Origin of the sequence: Pseudomonas sp. W2-17, assembly GCF_041060445.1 — a bacterium.
Taxonomy (GTDB): Bacteria; Pseudomonadota; Gammaproteobacteria; order Pseudomonadales; family Pseudomonadaceae; genus Aquipseudomonas.
This window is the reverse complement of sequence record NZ_JAUFNS010000039.1, coordinates 1-24712: the sequence shown is the minus strand read 5'-3', so window position 1 is coordinate 24712 and position 24712 is coordinate 1. Positions and strand designations below refer to the sequence as shown.

Sequence of the window (24712 nt, the reverse complement as noted above, 5' to 3'; positions counted from 1 at the left end):
GATTCCTTAAAGACTGTTGATCAGCGTGCTGAAGATGGCTTGGGCCGCTTTGATGATCTGCGACGAAGCGGTGTAGTACTGCTGATACTTGACCAGGTTGGCGGCTTCTTCATCCAGCGACACACCGGAAACGCTGTCACGCGCGGTCTTGGCCTGGGTCAGCACGGCAGTGGTCGCCGTTGAATCATTCTTGCCCTGCGCCGCCTTGCTGCCCACCGTGGTGATCATGTTGGCGTTGGCACCGCTCAGGCTCATGCCCGTGCCGTTGCCCGCTGCGGTGTCGAGGGTCTGTTTGGTCTGCAGGGTACCGACCGAGGTCGCGTTGCGGTTGTCCGAAGACCCGGCGCCGGTCATGGCAATGCTGTAAGTGTCGCCGCTGGTGGGCTCTCCGGCGAGGGTCATGCCGAACTTGAACGACTGCGCGGCGCCCGACGAGTCGGTGTAGCCCACTTCCAGACTGATGTCGTTGGACTGGTTTGGAACAACTGAACCGGTGATCGCATTGCCGGACTTGTCTTTGACCGCCGCGCCCTGCGCATCGACCAGCGTATAGCTCTGAGCACCATTGGTGACATCGCCCATGAGCAGGCGCATCGGCGTCGCCGCCGTGAGTGCGTTACGCAGGTCGGCGGTGGCGGTCGGGTTGTAGATGTCGGCCTGGGTCGACAACACCGGCTGGGTAAACGTCCCCGAGCCTTTGCTCACGATGGAGCTGCCGGTCAGCGGACTGGCCGAGGCGATGTCTTTCGGATCGGTCATCACGACCTTGATGCCGTCGGCACCGGTTTTGGTCGGACTGATCTTGAAGCTGTCACCCTCGGTGGAGGTGCCATTGAATTTCAGCGAGAAACCGTCGATGACCGGCGCAGTGGTGTCACTGGTGTTGTAAGAACCCATGTCCTTGCCGTCCGGCAGACGCTTGACGCTGTACTGGCCGCTGGCATCGGTGAAAGTCACCTGATAATCGTTGGTCTGCAGCGCGCCGCTGTTGGCAATGGACACCGCGAAGTTGCCCGAAGACTGGTCGTTGGTCTTGTTGGCAATGCTGCGCTGGCTGGTCAGGCTCGGGTCATTGACGCTGGCGAACAGGTTGCTGCCAAAATCGCCGTTGGCGTCCACGCCCTGATTGAGCTGGCTGTTGATCTGGTCGGAAGCGACCACCGCCAGACGGCCCAGCTCGCTGGCGGCCGGCTGCAGCACGTCGCTGCGATAACGCAGCAGGCCGCCCAGGGAGCCACCGGTCACCACGCTCGACACATCGACTTCGTTGTTCTGGTATTTCAGTTTCAGCGCATAGACGCTGGGGTCGCTGTCGCTGGGCACTGCGCTCAATGTGTTGGCAGTGGTGCCGGTGACCAGCGGCTGGCCGGTGCCGATATAAACGTCATAGCTGCCGTTGGTTTCAACGACCTTGGCGCCCACCAGTTCATTCAACTGGCGTACCGCTTCGGTACGCGAATCGAGCAGCGTGTTGGGCTGACCGCCGGAGGACTGGGCCTCGGTGATTTGCTTGTTGAGGACGGCAATGGACGACGCCAGCGCGTTCACCTGCCCTGCTGCCGTGGTCATCTGGGTATTGATGCTGGCGTTCTGGTCCTTCATCTGCGACGAGATGGTGTTGAACTGACCGGCCAGCGCCCCTGCACTGGTCAGAAACGTCGTGCGGGCAGCCGTGTCGGTAGGCTGCTTGGCCAGGGCGCTCAGGTCCGTGAAAAACTTCGCCAGCACCGTGCTCACGCCGGTCGAGCTGTCCGACAGGATGGAGTCGAGCTTGCTGGCCTGGCTGAGGTACGCGGTGGCATCAGCGTTGAGCGATGTGCTGGTCTGCAATTGGTTATCGAGGTAGCCGTTGTAGATGCGGCGCACGTCGGACAACGTCGTACCGGTGCCGATGAAACCGACACCGATATTCTGCTGAGCCCCGGCGGCGGTCATCACTTGCTGACGCGAGTAGCCCTGGGTGTCGACGTTGGCAGTGTTGTTGCCGATCGTCGTCATCGCTGCGCTGCTGGCGGTGAGTCCCGAAAGCCCGATTGAGATCAGTGACATGGTTCAAACCTTATAAAGTCGTGGAAGAGCCCGAGGCGGATGCGTAGGTCTGGTAACTCTTCATCTGTTTCGCTATCTGAGAAATCTTGCTGGCATAGGACGGGTCAGTTGCGTATCCGGCCTTCTGCAGCTCTTTCACAAACTGTTCCGGGTTATCGGCGGATTTCAGGGTTTCTTGATAGCGATTGTTGTTCTGCAGGAAGCTCACCAGGTCGTGAAAACTGCTGGCGTACGAGTCGTAGGCGCGGAAGTCCGCGGTTTCCTTGACCATCTTGCCGTCGCGGAACTCGCTGGTGATCGCGCGGGCTTCCGGCCCTTTCCAGCCGCCCTGGGCCTTGATGCCGAACAGGTTGTGGCTGCTGCCGCCGTCGGACTGACGCATGATCGATTTGCCCCAGCCGGTTTCCAGCGCAGCCTGGGCCACCAGCACGCTCGGATCGACGCCGATTCGCGCGGCAGCGTCCTTGGCCAGCGGCATCATCGTGGCGACGAAGTCATCACGGTTGGCGAATGCACTCTTGCCCGGCGCCAGCGGCGTCTGCACGCGGCTGCGCACATAAGCGTCGGCGTCGGCGGCGTACTGCGGCCCGACGGTCCAGTCGCCATTGTTCTGAGAACCTGCGCTTTTCGCGGCGGCCACGGCATTGGAGACGGCGATGCGGTTCTTCAGCGTGGTGGCGCTGGCGCTTGCGTCCTGGCCGGCGGCGGCGGCTGTGTTAGGCACGATGCCGGCCATGATGCGGTCGCTGAGTTTGCTCGGCAGTGACAGACGACGGGCATTCAGCGCCGCCACGTCGCTGTGCGCGGTGCCGTCGGTTGCGGCGGGCGCAGTCACCGAACGGGTGGCCCACAGCGGACGCTGGGCAATGCGCGTGGCCAGGCCGGCCTGCGCGGGTGCATCGGCTTTGCCGTCGACCTTCGCCTCCGTCTTGTTGCCGCCGGACACAAGCCCGGTGGCCGGTGCGACTTCAGTGCCCTTGTTTTTCGACAGTTGACGCATGAGCACGTCCTGCAGACCAATACCGCCACCCTCGCGAGACATGCTCACCGACAGCTGCTGGTCATACATGTCCTGATACTGCCGCGTCGCCGCGGTGTTCATCGGGTTGTCCTTGGCCAGCACTTCGTTGGCCGAACGCATGGCCTTGAGCATCTGGCTGACGAACAGCGACTCGAATTCCTGCGCGACTTTCTTGAGGTTGCCCTCGCTGTCGCGATCACCGGTTTTCATGGCCGTCAGACGATTGAGGTCGGTGTACGCCCCTGAATCACCTGAAGAAACGCCGCCGCTTGGAATGCTCATTCAGTTTGCCTCTTAAATCACGATCAGGTCGGCTTGCAACGCGCCAGCCTGTTTCAGTGCTTCGAGAATCGCCATCAAGTCGCCCGGCGCTGCGCCCACCTGGTTAACCGCGCGGACAATTTCATCCAGCGTAGTGCCCGGACCGAACTTGAACATCGGGTGCATTTCCTGCTGCGCGTTGATCTTCGAACGCGGGACCACAGCGGTTTGGCCGTTGGAGAACGCGCCCGGCTGGCTGACGATCGGGTCTTCGGTGATGGTCACGGTCAGGCTGCCGTGGGTCACGGCTGCCGGCGACACCTTGACGTTCTGGCCGATGACGATGGTGCCCGTCCGCGAGTTGATGATGACCTTGGCAGAGGTCTGGCCCGGATCGATTTCCAGGTTTTCCAGCACCGACAGGTAATCAACACGCTGGTTGGGGTCCAGCGGCGCGGTGACTCGCACGGAGCCGCCGTCCAGCGCCTGAGCGACGCCTGGGCCAAGCATGTCGTTGATCTTGTCGACGATGCGCTTGGCGGTGGTGAAGTCGTTGCGATTGAGGTTCAGGGTCAGGGAGTTGCCCTGGTTGAAGCCACTCGGCACGGCACGTTCAACCGATGCGCCACCGGGAATGCGCCCGGAAGACGGTACGTTGACGGTGATCTTGGAGCCGTCGCGGCCTTCAGCGTCAAAGCCGCCGACCACCAGGTTGCCCTGGCCTATGGCGTAGACGTTGCCGTCGATGCCCTTCATCGGTGTCATCAACAGGGCACCACCGCGCAGGCTTTTCGAGTTACCGATGGACGACACGGTGATGTCGATCTGCTGACCCGGTTTGGCGAACGGCGGCAGATCGGCGTACACGGCCACGGCCGCGACGTTTTTCAGCTGCACGGTGCCGGAACCCGCCGGCACTTTGATGCCGAACTGCGAGAGCATGTTGTTGAAGGTCTGCAGGGTGAACGGCGTCTGGGTGGTCTGGTCACCCGTGCCGTTGAGCCCCACCACCAGACCGTAACCGATCAACTGGTTGGTCCGTACGCCGGAAATACTGGCGATGTCCTTCAGGCGCTCGGCGTGGGCGCCCAGTGCGGTGGTGAACAGCAGCGCTGCCGCTATCAGTTGCTTGAACGTGATCATGGCTATCCCGCTATCAGAAAGGGAACAACGGGCTGAGGAAGAATCGGTCGAACCAGCCTGGCTGACTGGAATCGGCAAACGCGCCTGTACCGGAATAAGTGATGCGTGCATCGGCGATGCGTGTCGACGACACGGTGTTGTCAGTGGCAATGTCGTCGGCGCGAATCAGGCCGGCGATGCGCACCAGTTCGTCACCGGTGTTCAGGGTCATCCACTTCTCGCCGCGCACCGACAGAATGCCGTTGGGCATGACGTCAGCGACGGTCACGGTGATCGAGCCGGTCAGGCTGTTGCTCTGCGCCGCCTTGCCGTCACCTTTGGTGGCGCGGTCGCCGGTGTAGCCGGCGTCCAGGCTGAGGTTGCCGCCGCCGACCGGGTTGTTGGTGCTCACGCCTGCGCCAAACAGCGAGGTCAGGCCAAGGCTGGTTTTGCTGGTCTTGCTGATCCCGGAGCTGGCGGCCTTGCTGGCGGCCATCTTCTCGGAAAGCGTGATGGTGATGATGTCGCCGACCCGGTAGGCCTTGCGGTCGCCGTACATGTTCTGCTCGAAACCGGCCTGATAAATCGAACCATTGCTGGCCGCTGAAGGCAGCGGCGTGCGCGGCAACACCGGCGCGTAATAAGGGTCATTGGGTTTGGCCGCAGGCGCAACGCAGCCGGTCAGCAGCGCGATACCGCACACAGGAGCTGCCAACAGGGAAAGCCGCAATACAGAGAGCCGTTTCATGACACTTAAAACCTCGCGGTGTAGCAGGCGTTTTTCAGGCGCCCCTTGGAATTGATCAGGTGTTTCGCAGCAGAACATCAGGCGTTTCAAAAAGGGCTTACAGGTTCTGGGTCACGTACTGGAGCATCGAGTCAGCGGTCGAGATCACTTTGGAGTTCATCTCGTAGGCGCGCTGGGTGGTGATCATGTTCACCAACTCTTCAACGGTGCTGACGTTGGAGTTTTCCAGGGTGTTCTGCTTGACCACGCCCAGCCCCGTCAGGCCCGGAGTACCCACTTGCGGCGCGCCGCTGGAAGCGGTTTCCAGGTACAGGTTGCCGCCCTGGGATTGCAGGCCGGCCGGGTTGATGAAATCGGCGGTCTGGATATTCCCGATGACCTGTGGCGTCGCGGCGTTTGCCGACGTGGTGATCGATACGGTGCCGTCTTCGCCGACGGTGAAGGTCTGCGAGTCTTGCGGAACGACGATCGCAGGCTCCAGCGCGTAGCCGTTGGCGGTCACGATCTGGCCGTTGCTGTCCAGGTGAAACGTGCCGTCGCGGGTGTAGGCCACGGTGCCGTCAGGCTGACGGATCTGGAAGAAACCGCGACCGTTGACCGCCATGTCCAGCGGCTGGTTGGTGGTCTGCAGGCTGCCGGCGGTGAAGTTTTTCTGGGTGCCGACGATGCGCACACCGGTACCCAGTTGCAGGCCCGATGGCAGCTGGCTGTCCTGAGTGGACTGGGCGCCTGGCTGACGCTTGATCTGGTAGAGCAGGTCCTGGAATTCCGCACGGTCGCTTTTGAAACCGGTGGTCGAAACGTTGGCCAGGTTGTTGGAAATGGTCGTCAGGTTGGTGTCCTGGGCGGCCAGACCGGTTTTAGCAACATAGAGTGCCGGAAGCATTATTGAATCTCCTCGAGCGCCTGTTTATCGGCGCAAGCTGTCAGTCATTAGACCATTTGCAAGACGCGAGCCATCGACTCGTCATCCTGCTCGGCGGTCTTCATCATCTTGATGTGCAGTTCGAATTGGCGGGACAGCGCCAGCACCGACGTCATCTCGTCGACGGCGTTGACGTTGCTGGCCTGCAGAAACCCGGATTCGACCTGCACGTCGGCGTCGGCCTGGGCCGGCTTGCCGCTTTTGGTATGCATGAGACCGTCGGGGCCTTTTTCCATGGTCGTCTGGTCGCCCTTGACCAGCTTGATGCGGTCGATCTGGGCCATGACCTGCGGACTCTCGCCGAGCGAACGAACGCTGATGGTGCCGTCGGCGCCGATCTCGATCTGCTGCTGCGGAGGCACGGCGATCGGCCCGCTGTTGCCCATGACCGGCAAACCATTGCCATCACGCAACACGCCGAGGGCGTCGATGTTCATGCTGGAGGTGCGGGTGTAGGCTTCGCCGCCGTCGGCTGTCTGCACCGCCATCCAGCCGTTGCCTTTGACGGCGACGTCCAGATCACGACCGGTATCGACCATCGCGCCCTGGCTGAAGTCAGTGCCGGGACGTTCGCTCATGGCGTACGCCCGGGACGGGTTGACCTCGCCGAACACCGGCATTGAGCGCGCCTGTTCGAGGTCGCGCTGAAACCCGTTGGTCGAAACGTTCGCCAGGTTGTTGGCATGGGCCTTTTGGGCGATGGCGTTTTCCGACGCTCCGCTCATGGCCACGTATAGCAACTTGTCCACAGTCTTCCTCCTCCGACAGACGCTTGCCGCCTGTAGCTGTACTGAACAGGTAATAGCAATAATCGAACCAGTTTTTCAGCAGTGATACAAAGCGTTGATTCTTCAATGATTCCGGCGGCTTTCCGTGGACGTGAATCCGGTTTACGTCGCCGCGCGACAGCAGACCGCCGGTTTCCTGCAAATCGATGGCGGCGAGCGCCAGAAAACTCTCCATGGGGTGCGAAACTTGCAGCGTTTTATGAATTCGCTTGAGTCGCTACGGAAAACTGTCATGGGTCTGCGCATCGCCCTGCTCTTTACATTGATTGCCTGCTCGTTTGCCGCCTGGGCGGCGCCGGCGCCCTACTTCCTCTGGCAAGGCGCCCACCGGACCGTCTGCGCGCAGACCAGCCCGGGCCACGGCTGGACACGGATCAGCGCCGCGTATGTGAAGTCGGATTGTTCGATTTGAGTGGTTTCGTTTCGCCTGTGACGGATTGATCGCCTGACACGCCGCCTTCCCGGCTAAAGCCGGTCCTACATTGATCTCGGCACAACCGGATATCCCTGCTCGACGCAAGACCTGTAGGAGTGAGCTTGCTCGCGAAGGCGGTTTGTCTGTGATGAATCAACCGTCTGACACGCCGCCTTCCCGGCTAAAGCCGGTCCTACATTGATCTCGGCACAACCGGATATCCCTGCTCGACGCATGACCTGTAGGAGTGAGCTTGCTCGCGAAGGCGGTTTGCCTGTGCCATCCCTCTCGTCTGACCCACCGCATTCGTCAGCAAGCTGACTCCCACAGGTTATGCGCATGACGCTGAAATCCCGGCGAACGCCGATCCTGTAGGAGCGAGCTTGCTCGCGAAGGCGGTTTGCCTGTGATGAATCAACCGTCTGACACGCCGCCTTCCCGGCTAAAGCCGGTCCCACCTTCGCGTTCACGCTAAATCCCGCATCAAGTCGCGCGTATCAGCGTCTGCATCAGTTCCGCCTCCGTCGACAGGGTTTTCGAGTTGGCTTGATAGGCCGTCTGCGCCTGGATCAGCTCCACCAGTTCATTGGTCAACGTGACGTTGGAGCCCTCCAGCGAATGGCCGATGACACTGCCCAACGTGCCCACGCCCGGCGTGTCGTAATTGGCGACGCCGGAGGCCAGGGTTTCGACCCAGCGGGTGTCGCTCACCGGCTGCAGCCCCTGATTGTTGGCGAAGCTGGCGAGCATGACCTGGCCGACGTTGCGGTGCAGGCCATTGCTGAACCCGATCATCAGCATGCCGCTCTTGTCGATCGTCAGCTGGGTGGCCTGCCCTGCCGTGTGCCCGTCGATGACAATGTTGCTGCTGCCGGTGGCGGCGTTGTGCTGACTGATCTTGTTGAAGTCCATGACAATCCCGTCGGCATTTCCTACCGCGCCGTTCGCGCCCCAACGCCCGCCCGGCTTGTTGCCGTCCAGCGGTTTGGCCGGCACCCAGCCTTCGAGGGTCAGGGTGTTGTTGGCAGCCGTCAGCCACTGGCTGCCGATCAGCGATTGCAGCGAGCCTCCGGAGTCGAACAGCATGCTTGCTGTCGTCGGCACCGTACTGCTCGGGTCCTGCGGGTTACGCCCGTCGATCAGCGTATGCATCTTCCAGCTGTTGCTGCCGTCTTTGACAAAATACTGGGTCATCTCGTGACGCATGCCGAGGCTGTCGAACACGCCGTAGGTGGATGCCTTGGTGTAGGTGGTGATGTCCGCCGGATTGAAGGTCGGAACGGGCCGGGGCATGAGCGGGTCGGCCGGGTCGAGCACGGGCAGGCCACCGTCCAGCAGCGGCAGTGAGATCGGACCCGGAGATGGCGCGGGGCTTACGGTCCAGCTGCCGTTGACATTGACCGCCGGGCGCCACTTCTGCAGGGACAACTCGGTGTCGGAAATCATCTTCACCGCCGCCGTCGAACCTGTGACCGAGAGCCTCCCCGCCGCAGACACCTGCAAACCGATCTCCAGCGGCGCGGTGCTGGTCGGGTCCAGCGGATTGACGCCGTCGACGAGAATGTACGACGTCCAGTTGTCGTCTTCAGTCTTGACGAAGTACTGCTTGAGCTCGTGATCCGTTGGCGGAACGCCGGCATCCTGAATCAGCCGCCCCGTTACCCGCGTGTAGGTGGTCGGGTCGCCAGGGTCGAAGCGCGGAATGGCGCCGAGTGACGCCGACGCCGCGTTCAGGTTCAGGGTCTGCTCCATCCTGCCGGTGGCCTTGGGTGACATGTCGGCAGCGTCGATCTTAAGATCCGTGCGAACGCCGCTGATCACCTCCCCTGCGTCTGTCACCCCATAGCCCTGCAAGCGGCTGCCGTGGGAGTCGACGACGAAATTCTGCGCATCCTTGATGAAGGCCCCTGACCGGCCGTAACTGATGGAACCGGCGTCACTCATGACAAAGAAACCATTGCCCTGAATGCGCATGTCGAGCGCCCTGCCCTCGCTGGTGATGACCCCACCGGGTGCAAAGTTCTGCGAAACGTTGGCCACTTGCACGCCATCACCCGAGGCCGTCCGGCTGCCGCCGAGCATGGATGAGGAATAGACCGCCGAGAACTCGGCGCGTGAGGATTTGAAACCGGACGTGTGGACGTTGGCAATGTTGTTGCCGGCCACTTCCATGCGCTTGTGCGCCGCGTGCAAACCTGAAACCGCTGTGTTGAATGACATGAACACTCCCTGAGTCGTTGTTCAACGACACGCTCGTCGATGCATCGAGATCGCGGGCAAAGGAATGCAATCGAACGGACCGCGTAAACGACGCCGCTCAATGGCATTTATTTGTCAGCGAACTTGATTCTCGCAAAGACGAAAGTAGGAAGTTTCCAGTTGTAGAGTGGGACGGCTCTCGATATTTCAGTCAAAAAAAAAGGCATAAAAAAAGCCCCTCCTAGAGGGGCTTCGTTGACCGTGTCCAGCGACCGTCATCAGGTCATCTGAATGATGGTCTGCATGATGGTGCTTTGCGTCGAAATGGTCTTGGCGTTTGCCTGGTAGTTGCTTTGCGCCTTGATCAGGTTGACCAGTTCACCGGTCAGGTCGACGTTGGATTCTTCCAGCGCCTGCCCGGTCAAGTAACCCAGCGTACCCGACTGTGGAGCGCCCGTGACCGGGATGCCCGACGAAGCCGATTCGCGCCAGTTGGTGCCGCCTGCCGGGGAAAGGCCCTGAACGTTGGCGAAGTTGGTCAGCGACACTTGACCAATCACCTTGGACTGACCGTTGGTGTAGGTCGCGAACATGTTGCCGGTGGCGTCGATGTTCATCGCGGTGATCTGGCCAGTGGCGTAACCGTCCTGGGTCTTGGTGATTGCACCCGAGACCGCGTTGGTCTGGGTGGTCGCCAACATGTTGAGCTTGATCCCGCCCGCATTCGCGGCCGCGCCGTTGCTCGCCCAGGTAGTGGTGCTGCCAACGGTGGTCTTGGCGGCCGGCACCCAGTTGTTGATCGAGAAGACGCCGTCCGTACCCACGCTCACGTTTGGCGAATTGGTGGTATCAGGGGCGCCGGTGCCGCTGGTGATCAAGCCACCCGACGAATCGAAGGTCACTGCGGTCGCGTCAGCGGTAGTGGAGTTTGGATCGCTGATGCTGCGGCCATCGACCAGGCTGTACATCGTCCAGGTATTGGTGCCCGTCTTCGAAAAATACTGGTCGAGGGTGTGTTCGTTACCCTGACTGTCGTACAGCGGCGTGCTGTAGGTCGTGGTGTAGCTGTTGGTATCGGACGGCGAGAACGTCGCGACCGTCGGAACCGTCGACGAGGAGTTCAGGTTGGAAGCGACGGTGATCAAACTGGTGCTTTTCGGCGCCAGGTTCGACGAATCGACACGCAGGTTGCTCAGCACGCCCGTGGCGACATTGCCCTGACCGTCAACGCTGTAGCCCTGCAGATTGTTGCCCGCTTCGTTGACGATGTAGCCGGCGGAGTCGGTATGAAATGCGCCGGCGCGGGTGTAGAGCTTCTCGCCGTTGTTGCTCATCATGAAGAAGCCGTTGCCGTTGATCGCCAGGTCCAGGCTGCGACCGGTGCCGGTGTTCAGCGTGCCCTGTGTGAACTGCTGCGAAACCGCGGCGGTGGTGACGCCGCTGCCGGTGTTGGTGCTACCGGACGTGCCGCGAATCGATTGGGCGTACTGGTCGGCAAATTCCGCACGGGAGGATTTGAAACCGGTGGTGGCGACGTTGGCAATGTTGTTGCCGGTGACGTCGAGACTTTTGTTTGCGGCGTAGAGCCCACTAAGACCAACATTGAAAGACATGATTTAACTCCTGCGCCGTCTAGTCGGCTCTAAATTCCGATTTGCTTGATTTTTGCCAGTGCCACCTGGGTGCCGCCGGCAAGGTTCAACGTCATGTCAGAGCCCGTTGTGCCCATGGTCACGCTGCTCACTGTCGCCGGCAGATAGGTGCTCAGATTAGTAGCGGTGCCGTCCAGCTTGCCGTTGGCGACGAAGCTGTAATTGCCCGCTGCCACCGCTGCGCCGCTGTCGTCCAGGCCATCCCAGCTAAAGGATGTGGTCCCGGCCGCCTGAGTGCCCAGATCGATGGTGCGCACAACGTTGGTACCGGTGCTGTCGTAGATCTTCACCGTGGTGTCGGCGCTGGACGATGGCAGCACCACCGAACCGGTCATGGCCTTGCTGGTGTCGACGTAGGTCGAACCGGCGTCCACGGTCACCGAGCGGCCGACCAGCGACGAGGCCTGCAACGCCTGCGACGACTGATACATGGTGCTGATCGAGTCGACCGAGGTGCTCAGGTTCTGCATGGTTTCCAGGCTGCTGAACTGAGCCAGCTGCGCCACGAACTCGCTGTTGTCCTGAGGATCGAGCGGGTTCTGGTTCTGCATTTGCGTCACGAGCAATTGCAGGAATGAATCCTTGCCCAGCGAACTTGAGCCGGTGAGGCTGCTGGTGTCGGTGCTGGATTTGGTGCTAGTGCCTGTTGTCCCGGAGGTCGTGCTTTGCAGCCCTTTGAGGAACGTCGAGGTAGCGTCTGTGCTTGATACCGTCATGGATTTCGCCCTTTATCACTGACCCAGGGTCAGGACCTTCTGCATCATTGTTTTCGCGGTGTTCATGATGTCCGCGTTGGTCTGGAACGAACGGCTGGCCGAGATCATGTCGGCCATCTCGTTGACGACGTTGACGTTCGGGTAATACACGTAGCCGTTCTTATCGGCTGACGGGTGATTTGGCTCGTAACGTGCTTCGAGGTTGGAGGCGTCTTCGACGATGCCGGAAACCTGTACGCCGGTGCCGGCCTGACCCTGGTCTTCGAACAGCGAGGCGCTGCCGCCGGATTCCTGGCCCTGGAAGACCGTGGCGAACACCGGATGGCGGGCGCGGTAGGTCTTGTCCATGCTGGAGGACACGGTTTCGGCGTTGGCGATGTTGCTGGCCACGGTGTTGAGGCGGGTGTTCTGGGCACTCATGCCGCTACCGGCAATATTGAAAACACTGGACAGGGACATGGATTACTCTCCGCGCAGGGCTGCAACCAGCCCTTTGAATTTGCTGTTGAGCAAGGTGAAGCTGGCCTGAAAACCAATGGCGTTTTCGGCGTAGTTGGCGTTTTCGACCTGGGAGTCGACGGTGTTCTGATCGAGCGACGGCTGCGACGGGGTGCGGTAGAGCAGGCTGGCTTCGCCATCGCTCATGCCTTCGGCTTCGATGTGACGGCTGTTGGTCATGTCGAGGGCGAAGTGGCCGTTGTTGGTTTTATCGCTTTGGGCGGCCAGGACTTTGGAGAAGTCGAGGTCACGCGCCTTGTAGTTGGGGGTGTCGGCGTTGGTGATGTTGTTGGCCAGCACTTCAGCACGCTGGGCGCGGAAGTTGAGCGCTTTTTCGTGGATGCCGAGGGCGTTTTCAAAACTGATGCTCATGTCGGGACCTTTGAGGGCTGACCAGATGTACGTGCAGGAGTTATAGCAAGGTGCGTGCCACTTGCTGGAAGTGCCGTTTTTCGCGGGCTGCAGGGGTGTTGGTGCAGGGGGATGACAGAAAAGCGGCAAGGGATTTCCGCTCGATGGGAGGAAAGCGGCAAGAGCAGTGCCGTTTTTTTGCCGTCACGGGGGTCCGTGCTCGACCTTGCTGACAATCAAAAGCATCTGCCTAACGGCAGATATTTCGCCTTCGGCGAGTTACTTGGAAAAGCACCCCAAGTAACCAAGGGTGCTTGCTCTCGGTTTGGCCCCTCGTTCCTCGGGGTTCCTTCACCAAAGTCGCGTTTTGCGTCGTCTGGGATTTCTGCGTACGAAGATCAAAAGCAAAAGCAGATCAAAGGGTTCCCGTCTGAAGCCAGTACTACGGACTGCATGCGCTGCTGTTAGTGGGACCGGCTTTAGCCGGGAAGAGGCCAGTACAGGCGCTTGCTATTTTGCTGATCAGACACCCTACCCGTGGGAGCGAGCTTGCTCGCGAATGCTGTTGCCGTTGCCGTTGCCGTTGCCGTGCTTTTGATCTTCATACGCAAACGGCCCGGTCACCGCCGAACGCGACTTGGGTGCAGGCTGAACGCAGGTTTCGCGCAGTGGGCCGAGCCGCATGGATGCGGCGAGAGCGCCGTCAGGGCATGGATGCCCGTTCGGCGCGGGCCCACGGAGCGAGACCGGAGTGAAGGAACCCTGACGAAGGAAGGGCCCAACCAGAAGCACAAAGCCCTTGGTTACTTGGGGCTTTATCAAGTAACTCGCCGAAGGCGAAATGTCTGCCGTTAGGCAGACCCCTCTAAGCGCCAATCCGGTTAAGAGGCAGCCAACAATCTCAGCGCCAACACAAAACAAAAACCCCGCCTAAGCGGGGTTCTCATCAAATCAAAAGCGCAGCCAATCACTTGGCCTGATAAATAATCCCGGGACTGCACTGCACCATCTGATAATGATCGGGCAACCCGTTCAACGCCTCCGACGCCCCAAGGAACAAATACCCCCCCGGCTTCAACGTCGAATGAATACGCAGCAAAATATCCTTCTTCACCTCCGCCGAAAAATAAATCAGCACGTTGCGACAGAACACGATATCGAACTTGCCCAACGCCGCATAACTGTCCAACAGATTGAACGAACGGAACTCCACACGGCTCTTGATCGGCGCCTTCACCGTCCAGCGCCCTGGCGTCTTCTGATCGAAGAACCGCTGCAGACGATCCGGCGACAACCCTCGGCCGATGGCCAGACTGTCGTACTCACCCGTCTTGCAATTGTTCAACATCAAACCCGACAAATCCGTCGCCACAATCTGCGCGCCCGACTTCAACTGCCCCGGGTTACTGCGCTCGAACTCATCGATCGTCATCGACAGCGAATACGGTTCCTGACCCGACGAACACGCCGCCGACCAGATACGCAAACGCTGGTTGGGGCTGGCCTTGATCGCCTCGGGCAAGACCTTGTTCTTCATTACCTCGAAGGGGTACGTGTCGCGAAACCACAACGTCTCGTTGGTGGTCATCGCATCCACCACCTGCTCACGCAAACCACTGCGCGGCTGAGTCTGGATACGCTGGATCAGCTCGCCCAACGACTTGATGGACTGCTGCTCCATCAACTTGTTGAGGCGGCTGGAAACCAGGTACTGCTTATTTTCACCCAGCAAAATGCCACAGGCTTTTTCCAGGAACACCCGGAACTGATCAAAATCCAAATTACCTGTAGACATGCCGCCTCTCAAATCATGTGAACAGCAAGGAGGAAAACCCCTCCTCAGCTGATATCTGCCGCCTTGATACGATCTACCACCCTCGCCGCCAGATCGTCTGGCCGGAACTTGGCCAGGAAATCATCAGCGCCGACCTTCTTGACCATCGCCTGGTTGAACACGCCGGACAACGACGTATGCAACACGATGTGCAACTTCTGCATGCGCGGGTCGCTGCGAATCTCCGCAGTGAGGGTATAGCCATCCATCTCCGGCATTTCAATGTCGGAAATCATCATCAGGAATTCTTCTTCCGGCTTCTTGCCTTCATCCACCAGTTTGCGCAGGAAATCGAGTGCCTGACGACCGTCATTCAACGCCGTGACTTCCACGCCGACGGTTTGCAGGCAACGCGTCACCTGTTTGCGCGCCACCGAGGAGTCATCGACCGTCAGCACGCGCAGCGACAGCGCCTTGTGCTGAACCTCCGCCGTGACCACGCCGACCGAGATGTTCTCGGAGACCGGCGCCACTTCGGCGAGGATCTTCTCGACGTCGATGATTTCCACCAGCTGGTTGTCCAGACGCGTCACTGCCGTGAGGTAGTGGTCGCGACCGGTGCCCTTGGGTGGCGGATGAATGTCTTCCCAGTTCATGTTGACGATGCGTTCCACCGCATGCACCAGGAAGCCCTGAATCTTGGTGTTGTACTCCGTGATGATCACGAATGAATTGGTAATGTCAGCCAGCGGCTTGCCACCGGTCGCCAACGCCAGATCGAGGATCGGGATGGTCCCGCCACGAATACTTGCTACACCGCGCACAATCGGACTGGATTTGGGCATATGGGTAAGTTTCGGGCATTGAAGCACCTCTTTTACCTTGAACACGTTGATCCCATACAACTGCTTGCCGTCCAACCGGAACAGCAACAGTTCAAGGCGGTTCTGCCCGACCAGTTGAGTGCGCTGGTTTACTGAATCCATCACACCAGCCATGCACCATACCTCCCAAAACGACCAATTGCGCTACCAACACGGTAAGCGGCACGGGCCTTGCTATTTACTCATCATGAACACACAAACGACAGTATCCCGACGCCCGGCACCCGCAACCCGCAGCTTTATCTGCGTGCTGGTCGCGATGTGTCTGTTGTGTGCCGCCAGCCTGAGCCGCGCGGACAACATGACCCTGCCTGAAACACTTATCGGCGTGACCCAGGGCTTTCTTGAATTCACAGTTGAAGACTACATGGCGACCAACCAAACCGCCGGCCGCTACGAAATTGAAGTCAAGCAGCTGGACCCGCGTCTGCGCATGCCGCTGTGCGACAAGGATTTGACAGCCTCACTGGAAAGCCCAGCCCAGCCCATCGGCCGCGTCACCGTGAAGATACGCTGCGAAGGCACGTCCCCGTGGACGGTGTTTGTGCCGGCCCAGGTACACCTTTACCGCAGTGTGGTCACGGCCGTGCGGCCCATGAAGCGCGACGCGATCGTGACGGAAAACGATGTAGCGCTGCGCGAGCGCGACGTCAGCCTGCTCGGGCAAGGCTTCCTGGACTCAGTCGATCAGGCAGTCGGGCAAAAAGTTGTCCGACCAACGGTCATCGACCAGATCCTCACGCCCGTCCACCTCGATCAGCCGCAGATGGTCCACAAGGGCGACCAGGTGGTGATCAGCGCGCGCAGCGGGTCAATGAGCGTGCGCATGCCGGGCGAAGCCTTGTCCGACGGCGGTTTCAACGAGCAAATACGGGTGAAGAACCTCAACTCCCAACGGGTGATCAAGGCCAACATCGTTGCGCCCGGGCAAGTTGAGGTCGCTATGTAACTGACATGTGAAGGTAAGACCTCTGGCGCTGCGCTTGCGCTTTTCCTACACTCGGAACCCCTGTGCTCCGTGCGAAGTCCATTCGAGACTGTTTTCGCACGGGCCCTAAAGTTATTCCGGGTCTGGCCGAAACCAAGGCAAGCGTCCTAGAACCCAGAGGTTTTTCAATCATGGTCATCGACTTCAATCGTTTGAACAGCTCCACTACCGTTGGCGGTACAACACGTACAGCCAGCACCAAGGAAGCCAGCAAAACCGAAGCTACGGCAGCGGTCAGCGGCACCTCGAGCGTGCCCGGTAGCGGTGAGGCAGTACATTTGAGCAGCGAAGCTCAACAGTTGCAGAAGATCAGTGATTCGTTGCGTGATCAGCCTGTCGTCAACAGCGCCCGTGTGGCTGAGTTGAAGCAGGCGGTCGCCGACGGCAGCTATAAGGTCGACAGCAATCGTGTTGCAAGCAAACTGCTTAACTTCGAAGCCCAGCGCTAGCCCCAGGTCTGCGCAGGGGCTTCTGGACGCTTAAACACCAGGGCATGCGATGCAAGACACTACATTGCTTCAACTGATCACGGACGACATTGCGCCAACCCGGCATCTGCTGGACATCCTGAAGGCCGAGTCGGTGGCGCTTCACGGGCGCAATATGGTCGAGATGGAACACATCCTGGCGCAGAAACAGGCGCTGGTGATCGTGCTCGAGCAGCATGGACGCCGACGTACCCAGCTGATGACCAGCCTGGGTCTGCCCGCCAATCGCGCGGGACTCGAAGAAGTGGCGAAACATTCGTCAGTGGGTGAAGCCTTGTTGACCGCAGGCGATGAACTCAGCGCACTGATGAGTGAATGCCAGGCGGCCAACGAACAGAACGGCGGCCTCATCCAGCTCCAGCAACTCACCACGGCACAGCAGTTGAGGATTCTCAACGGCGGCGACACGCCCACGCTGTACGACAGTCGCGGTTCGACGTCGGGCAAAGCCAGGCCGCGTCCGCTTAGCCAGGCGTAAGTTCTTGTATCAAGGTGCGCACTGTGGTGGCAATATGCCGCACGCTGCACGCTGCCGTTATTTGCCTGGAGATGGATAGACCGTGAATGCCTCAAGCGCGGACGATGTTCCGCAGCCCCCGAAGGTACTGACCACCCCGTTGGAAATCGCCGCCAATCTGCGGCTGCTGATGGAAAGTCATGACCCGTTGATCATCACGTTTCACGAACGCACCCAGCGTTTTCAGAGTTACGTGATCGACGTCGACCGTGACACCAACCAGGTCATTTTCGACGAGATGATCCCCCGCGATGGCGAGCGTTTCCTTGCCAGCGGTGAGCCCTTCCGGGTCGAAGGTTTTCACGACGGTGTGCGCATCGCCTGGGAAAGCAAAGCCCAGCTGACCGTGATCGAAGAGCCGCGCAGCTATCGCGGCCCTCTCCCTGAAGAAGTCGTCTATCACCAGCGCCGCAACGCGTTTCGCGCGGCCCTGAAGCTGGCTTCCCTGATTGATGTCGAAATTGGCGGCGACCGGCTCAAATTCCCGTTGCGCGGCAAACTGCTGGACGTCTCCGCCACCGGCTGCAAGCTGCGCTTTGAGGGCGATATCTCCCAGCGCATGCAACTGGGCCAGGTCTATGAGCGCTTCATCGCCTCCCTGCCCTTCGGCAACATGACCACGCCGGTCGAACTGCGCTATCTGCACTTCGAAGAAAGGATCAACACCACGTTCGCCGGTGTGCGCTTCCACAACATGAGTGGATTGGTGCAGCGCCAGGTCGAGCGTTTCGTGTATCAGCTGCAGCGCGAAGCGCGACGCTTCGACAAAGACGACGATTTCTGATCATTTGTGATGACCGGCTGGCGCGTTTCAGAACGTGCTGGCCGGTTGCCGACATCCGCTGCCATCGCCTCCCCCATAACGCGCACATCAAATAGCGCGTCCTGATCCCCTCCCGCAACGCCTCCCGCCCCGCTCCACCCCCCTCCAAACCACGCCTGCTCGATCAAAATGCGAACCTCATCACGCCCGCGTGTAGGACTCTTCACCGCGCCAAAGTAGGACGCGTCTTGAAATAATCTGTGCCACTTTCAAGCCCCTGACCCTGTGTTAATTTCGCGGCTCAAACGCACCGGAGCATGGACGCTCGCCGCGGCCACATCTCAGGGAAGTTTCGTCATGCGCCCCATCATCGTTCTCAACGACCCCACCCTCAAAGGCGGTCGAGTCATTCAAGGCTCGCCCTCCACGTTCCTGCACGGTCTCGAAGTCGCCCGCCACGGCGACGGCGTGCTCTGCTTTCACGGCCCCTGTGCCATCGCCGAAGGGGATGAAACCTGCCTCGTCGATGACCGGCCCATTGCCCGCGACGGGGATCGCCTGCTGTGCGGCGACTCCCTTGTGGCGACCCACGATGACTGCTGCATCCTGTAGGGGTCGTCATGAAATATTCCTTTTTGAAACGGCTGCTCGGCAAACCTGCGCAGCTGCCACCCCCTGTCGTCCCGCGGCAGTACGTGGCGCCACCGCGCAGCATGTACGACCGGATTTCCGAAAAGCGCCTGGCACAGGAAGCCGCCCAGCGCCTGCTGGACCGGGCCAAACCCCGAGGTGATTTCTGCGCGCAGAGCGTCAGCGTCGAGGACGTCTGGCTGCGATTGCCCGGGCATTCCCTGGACCAGCAGTTACCTGTCCAGGACATCCCCAAGCACGCAAACGCGCTCAGCCACGATTCAAGGCTGATGGCTGCCGATGGCTCGCGCCGACTGTTGCGGCGGATCGAGATCGACGCGATTCCTCTGCCCTCGATCGACCCGCTCGCCCGTGCCATCGAACTGCTGCAGGCGACCCTGACCCAGTGCCCCCTGCTCGACCGAGTCGCGGACTGGACGCAGGTTGAAGTGCATCTGTTCCCGCCATCCCATGTCGATCCACTGGTCTGGTTCGAAACCGTGGTGGGTGTATGGCCCCAGGCGTGGCTGCCCGGCGGCGGTTTCCGTATCGCCGGCCAGGCACCGGGGCCGTGGCTTGCCGGGTTGTTGTCCAGCAACTTGAGCATGCCCAATCATCTGTGCCTGAGCATCGACAGCTGGGCCACTCCGCCGGCCAACGCAGACGCTGCGGATCCGGCGCCCTTGGGTGAGGTGGTATCCCTCGTTTCACTCAAGCGGGACGCGCGGACCGATACCCCGAATACAGCCCCCGAGCAGACCTTCAATCAGCAGGTCCGGGACCGGTCGCTGTGCGGGCAGGTCGGGACCGTCGCTGCCGAATGGACGCAGATGGCCCTCGGCTGCCTGACGGCCCGCGCCTCCACTGGCCAGGCCCAATGGGTGCTGGACCTTACCGACAGCGATTCAACCAGCGGGTCGATCATCGCTGCCCCCCGCACCGTGCCCACTGCCCCGACAGGAAGTCCGACATGACCTTCGCAACACACTCCGCCTTCAACCTCGCCGGTATCCGCCAGGAAGGACGCCTGCTCGAACTCAAGACGCCACTGACCGAGCCGCTGCTGGCCGTGCGCGTCCATGGGGTCGAGCGACTCGGCCGAATCCCGCGTTACTGCGTGGATGTCGTCAGCGAGTCGACACGCATCGACCCCCACCAACTGATCGGCGAGCCGGTTCGCCTCGCCATCAAGCGCGCCGACGGCAGCCACAGTTACAAACACGGTTTCGTGGGCAGCGTGCGCTACCTCGGCAGCGACGGCAGTGTGCAGGACTGGCAGCTTGAGTTCGCGCCTTGGTTCAGCCTGCTGGAATACCGCCAGGATTGCCGCATCTGGCAAGACATGACGTTGATCGACATCTTCACCGACGTATTCCGAGGGCATCCCCAGGCGCAAGGCCGCTATGAATTCAACTTGCGCCACGAGCATCCGCCCCAGTCCTACGTCACTCAGTTCAACGAAAGCGACGCCCACTTTGTGCAGCGCTGGTGCGAGCAGGCCGGCATTTATTGGTACGTCGTCCATGAGGCTGACCAGCACCGGATCGTGTTCGTCGACAGCGTCCTTGACCTGCCGCCGCTGGAGCCGGAAGCGCTGCCTTTTCACACCCAGACGGCCGCGCTGGATCACGACAGCATCGTGGAGTGGAGTCAGGCCGACACGCTGCTCAATGGCCACGTTCTGTGGAGCAGCAATAACTACCGCGCTCACCGCCAGCCGCTGTCTGCCCGCTCCATGGGCCTTAATCCACCGGGGGCGGCGAAGACGCTGGAACGCTACGAATACCGAGGGCAATACGCGTGGCACAGCGAAGACGACGGCAACTGGCAGACACGGGTGCAAATCGAGCAGGTGGAATCAGCCGCGCGGCGCATCACCGGCCATGGCGGCGTCCGGCACATGCTCCCGGGTCACGGGTTCGAGCTGCGCGGGCATCCGCTGTATGAGGACGGGCCCGCTAAACGCCGTACGTTTCTGCTGATCGCCGTCGAATTTTTCGCGCAAAGCAATTTACCCGTTGCACTGACACGCCGTGAACGCCCCGGCAGCCTGCAATCGCGCCTGAAAGAGCTGGGCGCCGACAAGCCGTCCGAGAAAGGCGAAGGATTTTATTGCAACGCGTTCGAGGCCCAACGTCTGGACGTCCCGTACCGCAGTGCCTTCGAACACCAAAAGCCTGCCAACCCCGGGCCGCAGACCGCCGTGGTCGTGGCGCCCAACGGCGGGCCATTGCAGACCGACGCGCTGAACCGAGTGTGCGTGCGCTTTCACTGGGACCGCCTCCGATCACCGGAAAAAGCACCCAGTTGCTGGCTGCGCATGCTGCAAAACAGCAGCGGCGCCGGTTGGGGCAGTGTCTACGTGCCGCGCGCGGGCGAAGAAGTGGTGGTCACCTTTCTCGACAACGACATCGACCGCCCGCTGATCCTCGGCCAAGTCTACGGCGGCGACAAACCGGCGTGGCATTCCACGGGCCGGATGAGCGGCTACAAAAGTCAGGAAATCGACGGGCTCGGTTTCAACCAATGGGTGATGGACGACACTACGGCGCAGTTGCGCACGCAGATCCACAGCAGTCACGGCCACAGCCAACTGAACCTCGGCTGCCTGGTCGATCAACAGGGCAATGACCGCGGCGCCTGGCGCGGTGACGGGTTTGAATTGCGCACCGAGGCCTCCGGCGCCATTCGCGCGCCGCAGGGTTTGTACCTCAGCACCTGGCGGCGCACCAAGGCACAAAGCGGGCATCTGGACAGCAGCGAGGCCGGCCAGCAGTTAAGCGACGCCTTGCAGCGCGTGACGGCGCTGTCCGACAGCGCCGGTCAGCACAATGCCCTGTCGCTGGAGGAAGGCCTCGAAAACCTGAACCGGCTGCATCAGGCCGCCACGCATTCCCACCGTCAGGGCAATGCGACCTCTCAGGGCTATGACGCGCCGCTGATCGTCGCCTCGGCGCCCGCCGACATCGCCGCTGTCACGCCGGAGAACATCCAGTTGCACAGCGGCCGCCACACCAGCCTCTCCGCCGGTGAGGACCTCAATCTCGCCAGTGCACGCTCGCTGCTGGTCAGTGTGGGTCGCAGCATCAGCCTGTTTGCCCGCGACGCCGGGGCGAAGCTGTTCGCGGCCAAAGGCAAGGTGGAGATTCAGGCCCAGGACGACGCCATCGAACTGACCGCCAAAGACAGCGTGCGCATCACCTCCACGGCGCGAACCATCGAGATCGCTGCCCAGGAGGAAATTCTGCTGACCTGCGGCGGTGCCTTTATCCGCCTCAAGAACGGCGATATCCAGATTCACGCCCCCGGCACCATAGACATCAAGGCGGCGAAGAAAACCATCGGCAACGCCAGCCAGATGGACCGCGAGCAGACGCCGTGGCCGCAGAGCACGGCGGGCCAGACGCTGACCCTGCTGGCCGGGCAAAGCAGCGCCGCCAGTCACCAGCCGTGGACCGGCATGCCTTACACGGTCTTCGCCGACGGGGTTGAGATTGAAAAGGGTGTGATGTCGAGCGACGGAAAAATCAGCGTCGAGCACCGCGTATCCCGCTCGCGCTACCGCGTCGAGCTGGCCAACGGCGCCAGCTATGACATCCCGGTCAGCGGCGACTACCTCGGCGATCAGGACAACAGCGCCCGCGCCAACCGCGGCCTGCATCGCCATCAACACAGCCTGACGCCCGGTTCGGGCGAAGCACCCAGCCAGTACCGCGAAGACTACGACCGCCTCAACGATCCAGACACGGAAGCCTGAAGATGAACACACCCAGCATCACCTGCCCCATCGCCACCCGCCAGACCTCATCGGCCGTCATGAATCAGCGCTGGATGGTCGAGTGCAGCGAGTATTCGCCCAAGCCTGCGACCTTCGAGCCGCTGGTGAATGGCGAACGAGCATTCGGCGCCGTCCACGACGCGATCATGGCGGCAAAACATTCGGTGGAGATCATCTGCTGGGGATTTCAGCCCTCGATGCAGTTCAAGCGCGGCGGTGGTCAGGCGCAGTGCATCGGCGAACTGCTGGTCAATAAAGCCTCTCTTGGCGTGAAGGTGCGCGTGCTGTGCTGGTCCGACAGCGCGCACCTGACTGCGATGTTCGCGGAGAACATGACACCAGGACGCAACGTGGCCTCTATTGCATCGCACGCCGGCGACTGGCGATCCACGTGGCAGCAAGCGTATGACTGGGAATGGTACCGCCGCGCCTCAACGCCTGACACCGGCGCCAGTTCGCTGGTGGAGAGGGTGTTCCCCGGACTGAAGGGCTTCCGATTGATCACGTTGAAGGCACAAGAACTGTTCAAGGCGGGCGCGCGGCCTTTCGAAAACATCGAGTTTGCGGTCCGCGACCTGGGGCTGGCCGACCGAGCGGAGATTGCCTATCAAATATGGACCCGCTCCCGAGAGCAAGGCGCGACAGAACTTGAGGCCGCCAGCAAGGCGGCGGCGATGTCTGTGATCCCCACCCATCACCAGAAAATGGTGCTGGTGGACTACGACCACGCCGACCGTGCAGTCGGTTTCGTCATGGGCCACAACATGCTCGACCCCTATTGGGACCGCGACGACCACGCCTATGCTCCTGCGGATGATGTGTACGGGCGCAACGGTTCTACGCCGCGCCAGGACATATCCAGCCGCGTCACCGGCCCGGTGCTCCAGGACCTGAACGCCAACTTCACCCAGGCCTGGCTTAAAGCAACCGGCATTGACCTGCAGACCGCCCGTGAGCCCCTCGCCGCCAATCTCAAACCGCGCAGGGGTTTCGGCCCGCCGATGATGGCGCAAGTGCTGCGCACTCAGACCGAGGCCGGCAAGCGCGACATCCGGACCATGTACCTGCAGGCGGTCAAGAACGCGACCCAGTTCATCTACATCGAGAACCAGTACTTCCGCTGGAAGCCGTTCGCCGACGCCGTTGTCGACATCGCCCGGCGGCATGCCGAAGGCGGCCGCGACCCGGGCGAACATGGCTACCTGCATTTGTTCGTCGTCACCAACTCCTCCGACGAAGGCATGGCTGATGGCGCACTGGGCACGTTTCGCATGCTTCGTCAGTTGGGCCGCAGTGAAGTCATGCCCTCTGTGGCGCGTCTCGAGCACGATGATTACTGGCAGGCGAAGCTCGATGCGCTGCGCGAGGAGCACATTACCGCGCAACGCAAACTGGCCGCCTATAACAACCGTGTGGACGCCATGGGCAAGCTGACCGGCCCCATTGAACGGTTGGAAATCGAACGGGATGAATTGGCCAGACAATGCGAAGAACTAGCCAAACAAGTTGAGAGCCAGAAAACGACACCTATTACGCCAACTGAAGTGCCGGGGTTGAAAGTCCACATTTGCACACTTGTTGCGCCGGATTCTCCGCCTGATAACTGGTTGGAAGTGTATATCCATAGCAAGTTGATGATTGTTGATGACGTGTTTACCACGTTGGGCTCGGCGAATATTAATGAGCGGAGTATGAGTTCTGATAGCGAGTTGAATATATGCGTGGAAGATCCGGCGGTGGCGAAGCCGTTGAGGAGGCAATTGTGGGGGTTGCATACAGGAGAAGAGGAAGTAGGCAGCATTTCGGATGCATATGAAGACTGGTCAACAATTTTGAGAGAAAACAAACGGAGACGATATCCAACCTTGATTGGCAACGCACAGCGACCGAAGTGCTCACTTGTGGAACTCCTTCGAACCAGCCCAAGCCGTACCAATCTGGACTGATATGAAATTTAAGTATGCCATCATCTTAGCATCGACGTTGATGCTGACTGCCTGTGACTCAGGAGATAAACCCGTGACAAATTTCATTCGTAAGCGCTCCATAGACCCCACCGACTTGAAGATGGGCCGCGCTTAGCTAGGCAATTCCGGCGAGCAGTTCCACGGCAACAGGGCTTCGTAATCTTCGACAGAGGTCGCC

At 60.7% G+C, this 24712-nt stretch carries 23 protein-coding genes; 9 read left to right on the top strand and 14 right to left on the bottom strand.

Going from position 1 to position 24712, the window contains the following annotated elements; translation table 11 throughout:
• Positions 1–6: 6 nt before the first annotated feature.
• The 6 genes from flgK to QWI20_RS26660 form a co-directional block, all read right to left on the bottom strand.
• Positions 7–2049 carry a flagellar hook-associated protein FlgK gene (gene flgK / locus QWI20_RS26685; protein WP_369307958.1) on the bottom strand — a complete coding sequence of 681 codons (2043 nt, stop codon included), beginning with the start codon at positions 2047–2049 and terminating at the stop codon, positions 7–9.
• 10 nt (positions 2050–2059) lie between these two features.
• The gene (gene flgJ, locus QWI20_RS26680; protein WP_369307957.1) at positions 2060–3352 is read right to left on the bottom strand and encodes a flagellar assembly peptidoglycan hydrolase FlgJ; all 1293 of its coding nucleotides are present in this window, start codon (positions 3350–3352) and stop codon (positions 2060–2062) included.
• A 12-nt stretch (positions 3353–3364) separates the two neighbouring features.
• Positions 3365–4474: a flagellar basal body P-ring protein FlgI gene (locus tag QWI20_RS26675; protein WP_369307956.1), complete on the bottom strand. Its 1110-nt coding sequence runs from the start codon at positions 4472–4474 to the stop codon at positions 3365–3367.
• A 13-nt stretch (positions 4475–4487) separates the two neighbouring features.
• A complete protein-coding gene (gene flgH, locus QWI20_RS26670) occupies positions 4488–5201 on the bottom strand; it encodes a flagellar basal body L-ring protein FlgH (RefSeq protein ID WP_237251475.1) in 714 nt (237 codons plus the stop codon).
• A gap of 97 nt (positions 5202–5298) precedes the next feature.
• Complete coding sequence (flgG, locus tag QWI20_RS26665) at positions 5299–6087, bottom strand: flagellar basal-body rod protein FlgG (protein WP_133775920.1); 789 nt, start codon at positions 6085–6087, stop codon at positions 5299–5301.
• 47 nt (positions 6088–6134) lie between these two features.
• Positions 6135–6875 (bottom strand): flagellar basal body rod protein FlgF, encoded by a 741-nt coding sequence (locus tag QWI20_RS26660; protein WP_369307955.1) that lies wholly within the window; start codon positions 6873–6875, stop codon positions 6135–6137.
• A 271-nt stretch (positions 6876–7146) separates the two neighbouring features.
• Between QWI20_RS26660 and QWI20_RS26655 the strand changes: the two genes are divergently transcribed.
• A complete protein-coding gene (locus QWI20_RS26655) occupies positions 7147–7326 on the top strand; it encodes a hypothetical protein (protein ID WP_369307962.1) in 180 nt (59 codons plus the stop codon).
• Positions 7327–7812: 486 nt separating this feature from the next.
• On the opposite strand, the gene QWI20_RS26650 is transcribed toward QWI20_RS26655, so the two are convergent.
• The 8 genes from QWI20_RS26650 to QWI20_RS26615 all read right to left on the bottom strand — a co-directional run bounded on the left by QWI20_RS26650 (position 7813) and on the right by QWI20_RS26615 (position 15517).
• A complete protein-coding gene (locus QWI20_RS26650) occupies positions 7813–9549 on the bottom strand; it encodes a flagellar hook protein FlgE (protein ID WP_369307954.1) in 1737 nt (578 codons plus the stop codon).
• Positions 9550–9806: 257 nt separating this feature from the next.
• Positions 9807–11141 carry a flagellar hook protein FlgE gene (gene flgE / locus QWI20_RS26645; protein ID WP_369307953.1) on the bottom strand — a complete coding sequence of 445 codons (1335 nt, stop codon included), beginning with the start codon at positions 11139–11141 and terminating at the stop codon, positions 9807–9809.
• Between the two features lie 29 nt (positions 11142–11170).
• Complete coding sequence (locus tag QWI20_RS26640) at positions 11171–11896, bottom strand: flagellar hook assembly protein FlgD (protein WP_369307952.1); 726 nt, start codon at positions 11894–11896, stop codon at positions 11171–11173.
• 15 nt (positions 11897–11911) lie between these two features.
• A complete protein-coding gene (gene flgC, locus QWI20_RS26635) occupies positions 11912–12355 on the bottom strand; it encodes a flagellar basal body rod protein FlgC (protein ID WP_369307951.1) in 444 nt (147 codons plus the stop codon).
• Between the two features lie 3 nt (positions 12356–12358).
• Positions 12359–12766 carry a flagellar basal body rod protein FlgB gene (gene flgB / locus QWI20_RS26630; protein ID WP_369307950.1) on the bottom strand — a complete coding sequence of 136 codons (408 nt, stop codon included), beginning with the start codon at positions 12764–12766 and terminating at the stop codon, positions 12359–12361.
• Between the two features lie 510 nt (positions 12767–13276).
• Positions 13277–13429 carry a hypothetical protein gene (locus QWI20_RS26625; RefSeq protein ID WP_369307949.1) on the bottom strand — a complete coding sequence of 51 codons (153 nt, stop codon included), beginning with the start codon at positions 13427–13429 and terminating at the stop codon, positions 13277–13279.
• Positions 13430–13712: 283 nt separating this feature from the next.
• Positions 13713–14540, bottom strand: a complete 828-nt coding sequence (gene cheR / locus QWI20_RS26620; RefSeq protein ID WP_192172653.1) for a protein-glutamate O-methyltransferase CheR — start codon at positions 14538–14540, stop codon at positions 13713–13715.
• A 44-nt stretch (positions 14541–14584) separates the two neighbouring features.
• The gene (locus QWI20_RS26615; RefSeq protein ID WP_133775929.1) at positions 14585–15517 is read right to left on the bottom strand and encodes a chemotaxis protein CheV; all 933 of its coding nucleotides are present in this window, start codon (positions 15515–15517) and stop codon (positions 14585–14587) included.
• A 73-nt stretch (positions 15518–15590) separates the two neighbouring features.
• Here QWI20_RS26615 and flgA point away from each other — a divergent pair, with 73 nt between their 5' ends.
• The 8 genes from flgA (at position 15591) to QWI20_RS26575 (ending at position 24513) form a co-directional block, all read left to right on the top strand.
• Positions 15591–16352 (top strand): flagellar basal body P-ring formation chaperone FlgA, encoded by a 762-nt coding sequence (gene flgA, locus QWI20_RS26610; RefSeq protein WP_369307961.1) that lies wholly within the window; start codon positions 15591–15593, stop codon positions 16350–16352.
• Between the two features lie 170 nt (positions 16353–16522).
• The gene (gene flgM / locus QWI20_RS26605; protein WP_192172656.1) at positions 16523–16840 is read left to right on the top strand and encodes a flagellar biosynthesis anti-sigma factor FlgM; all 318 of its coding nucleotides are present in this window, start codon (positions 16523–16525) and stop codon (positions 16838–16840) included.
• Positions 16841–16889: 49 nt separating this feature from the next.
• Positions 16890–17357, top strand: coding sequence for a flagella synthesis protein FlgN (locus QWI20_RS26600; RefSeq protein ID WP_369307948.1), 468 nt, complete (start codon positions 16890–16892; stop codon positions 17355–17357).
• Between the two features lie 82 nt (positions 17358–17439).
• Positions 17440–18180 carry a flagellar brake protein gene (locus tag QWI20_RS26595; protein ID WP_369307947.1) on the top strand — a complete coding sequence of 247 codons (741 nt, stop codon included), beginning with the start codon at positions 17440–17442 and terminating at the stop codon, positions 18178–18180.
• A gap of 336 nt (positions 18181–18516) precedes the next feature.
• On the top strand, positions 18517–18771 hold the full coding sequence (locus QWI20_RS26590) for a PAAR domain-containing protein (protein WP_369307945.1): 255 nt from the start codon (positions 18517–18519) through the stop codon (positions 18769–18771).
• A gap of 8 nt (positions 18772–18779) precedes the next feature.
• Entirely contained in the window at positions 18780–19763 is a 984-nt protein-coding gene (locus tag QWI20_RS26585) for a hypothetical protein (protein WP_369307944.1), read from the top strand.
• Positions 19760–22546 carry a type VI secretion system Vgr family protein gene (locus QWI20_RS26580; protein WP_369307943.1) on the top strand — a complete coding sequence of 929 codons (2787 nt, stop codon included), beginning with the start codon at positions 19760–19762 and terminating at the stop codon, positions 22544–22546. Before QWI20_RS26585 ends, QWI20_RS26580 begins: the two co-directional genes overlap by 4 nt.
• A gap of 2 nt (positions 22547–22548) precedes the next feature.
• Positions 22549–24513, top strand: coding sequence for a phosphatidylserine/phosphatidylglycerophosphate/cardiolipin synthase family protein (locus tag QWI20_RS26575; protein ID WP_369307942.1), 1965 nt, complete (start codon positions 22549–22551; stop codon positions 24511–24513).
• The last annotated feature ends 199 nt before the right edge of the window (positions 24514–24712 follow it).

Coding starts and splice junctions, on each gene's coding strand:
- QWI20_RS26655 (WP_369307962.1), top strand. CDS start 7,147: ATGGGTCTGCGCATCGCCCTGCTCTTTACATTGATTGCCTGCTCGTTT.
- QWI20_RS26675 (WP_369307956.1), bottom strand. CDS start 4,474: ATGATCACGTTCAAGCAACTGATAGCGGCAGCGCTGCTGTTCACCACC.
- flgA (WP_369307961.1), top strand. CDS start 15,591: ATGAACACACAAACGACAGTATCCCGACGCCCGGCACCCGCAACCCGC.
- flgC (WP_369307951.1), bottom strand. CDS start 12,355: ATGTCCCTGTCCAGTGTTTTCAATATTGCCGGTAGCGGCATGAGTGCC.
- flgH (WP_237251475.1), bottom strand. CDS start 5,201: ATGAAACGGCTCTCTGTATTGCGGCTTTCCCTGTTGGCAGCTCCTGTG.
- flgK (WP_369307958.1), bottom strand. CDS start 2,049: ATGTCACTGATCTCAATCGGGCTTTCGGGACTCACCGCCAGCAGCGCA.
- cheR (WP_192172653.1), bottom strand. CDS start 14,540: ATGTCTACAGGTAATTTGGATTTTGATCAGTTCCGGGTGTTCCTGGAA.
- QWI20_RS26585 (WP_369307944.1), top strand. CDS start 18,780: ATGAAATATTCCTTTTTGAAACGGCTGCTCGGCAAACCTGCGCAGCTG.
- flgG (WP_133775920.1), bottom strand. CDS start 6,087: ATGCTTCCGGCACTCTATGTTGCTAAAACCGGTCTGGCCGCCCAGGAC.
- flgM (WP_192172656.1), top strand. CDS start 16,523: ATGGTCATCGACTTCAATCGTTTGAACAGCTCCACTACCGTTGGCGGT.
- QWI20_RS26650 (WP_369307954.1), bottom strand. CDS start 9,549: ATGTCATTCAACACAGCGGTTTCAGGTTTGCACGCGGCGCACAAGCGC.
- flgB (WP_369307950.1), bottom strand. CDS start 12,766: ATGAGCATCAGTTTTGAAAACGCCCTCGGCATCCACGAAAAAGCGCTC.
- QWI20_RS26575 (WP_369307942.1), top strand. CDS start 22,549: ATGAACACACCCAGCATCACCTGCCCCATCGCCACCCGCCAGACCTCA.
- QWI20_RS26615 (WP_133775929.1), bottom strand. CDS start 15,517: ATGGCTGGTGTGATGGATTCAGTAAACCAGCGCACTCAACTGGTCGGG.
- QWI20_RS26640 (WP_369307952.1), bottom strand. CDS start 11,896: ATGACGGTATCAAGCACAGACGCTACCTCGACGTTCCTCAAAGGGCTG.
- QWI20_RS26625 (WP_369307949.1), bottom strand. CDS start 13,429: ATGCGGCTCGGCCCACTGCGCGAAACCTGCGTTCAGCCTGCACCCAAG.
- QWI20_RS26600 (WP_369307948.1), top strand. CDS start 16,890: ATGCAAGACACTACATTGCTTCAACTGATCACGGACGACATTGCGCCA.
- QWI20_RS26580 (WP_369307943.1), top strand. CDS start 19,760: ATGACCTTCGCAACACACTCCGCCTTCAACCTCGCCGGTATCCGCCAG.
- flgE (WP_369307953.1), bottom strand. CDS start 11,141: ATGTCTTTCAATGTTGGTCTTAGTGGGCTCTACGCCGCAAACAAAAGT.
- flgJ (WP_369307957.1), bottom strand. CDS start 3,352: ATGAGCATTCCAAGCGGCGGCGTTTCTTCAGGTGATTCAGGGGCGTAC.
- QWI20_RS26590 (WP_369307945.1), top strand. CDS start 18,517: ATGCGCCCCATCATCGTTCTCAACGACCCCACCCTCAAAGGCGGTCGA.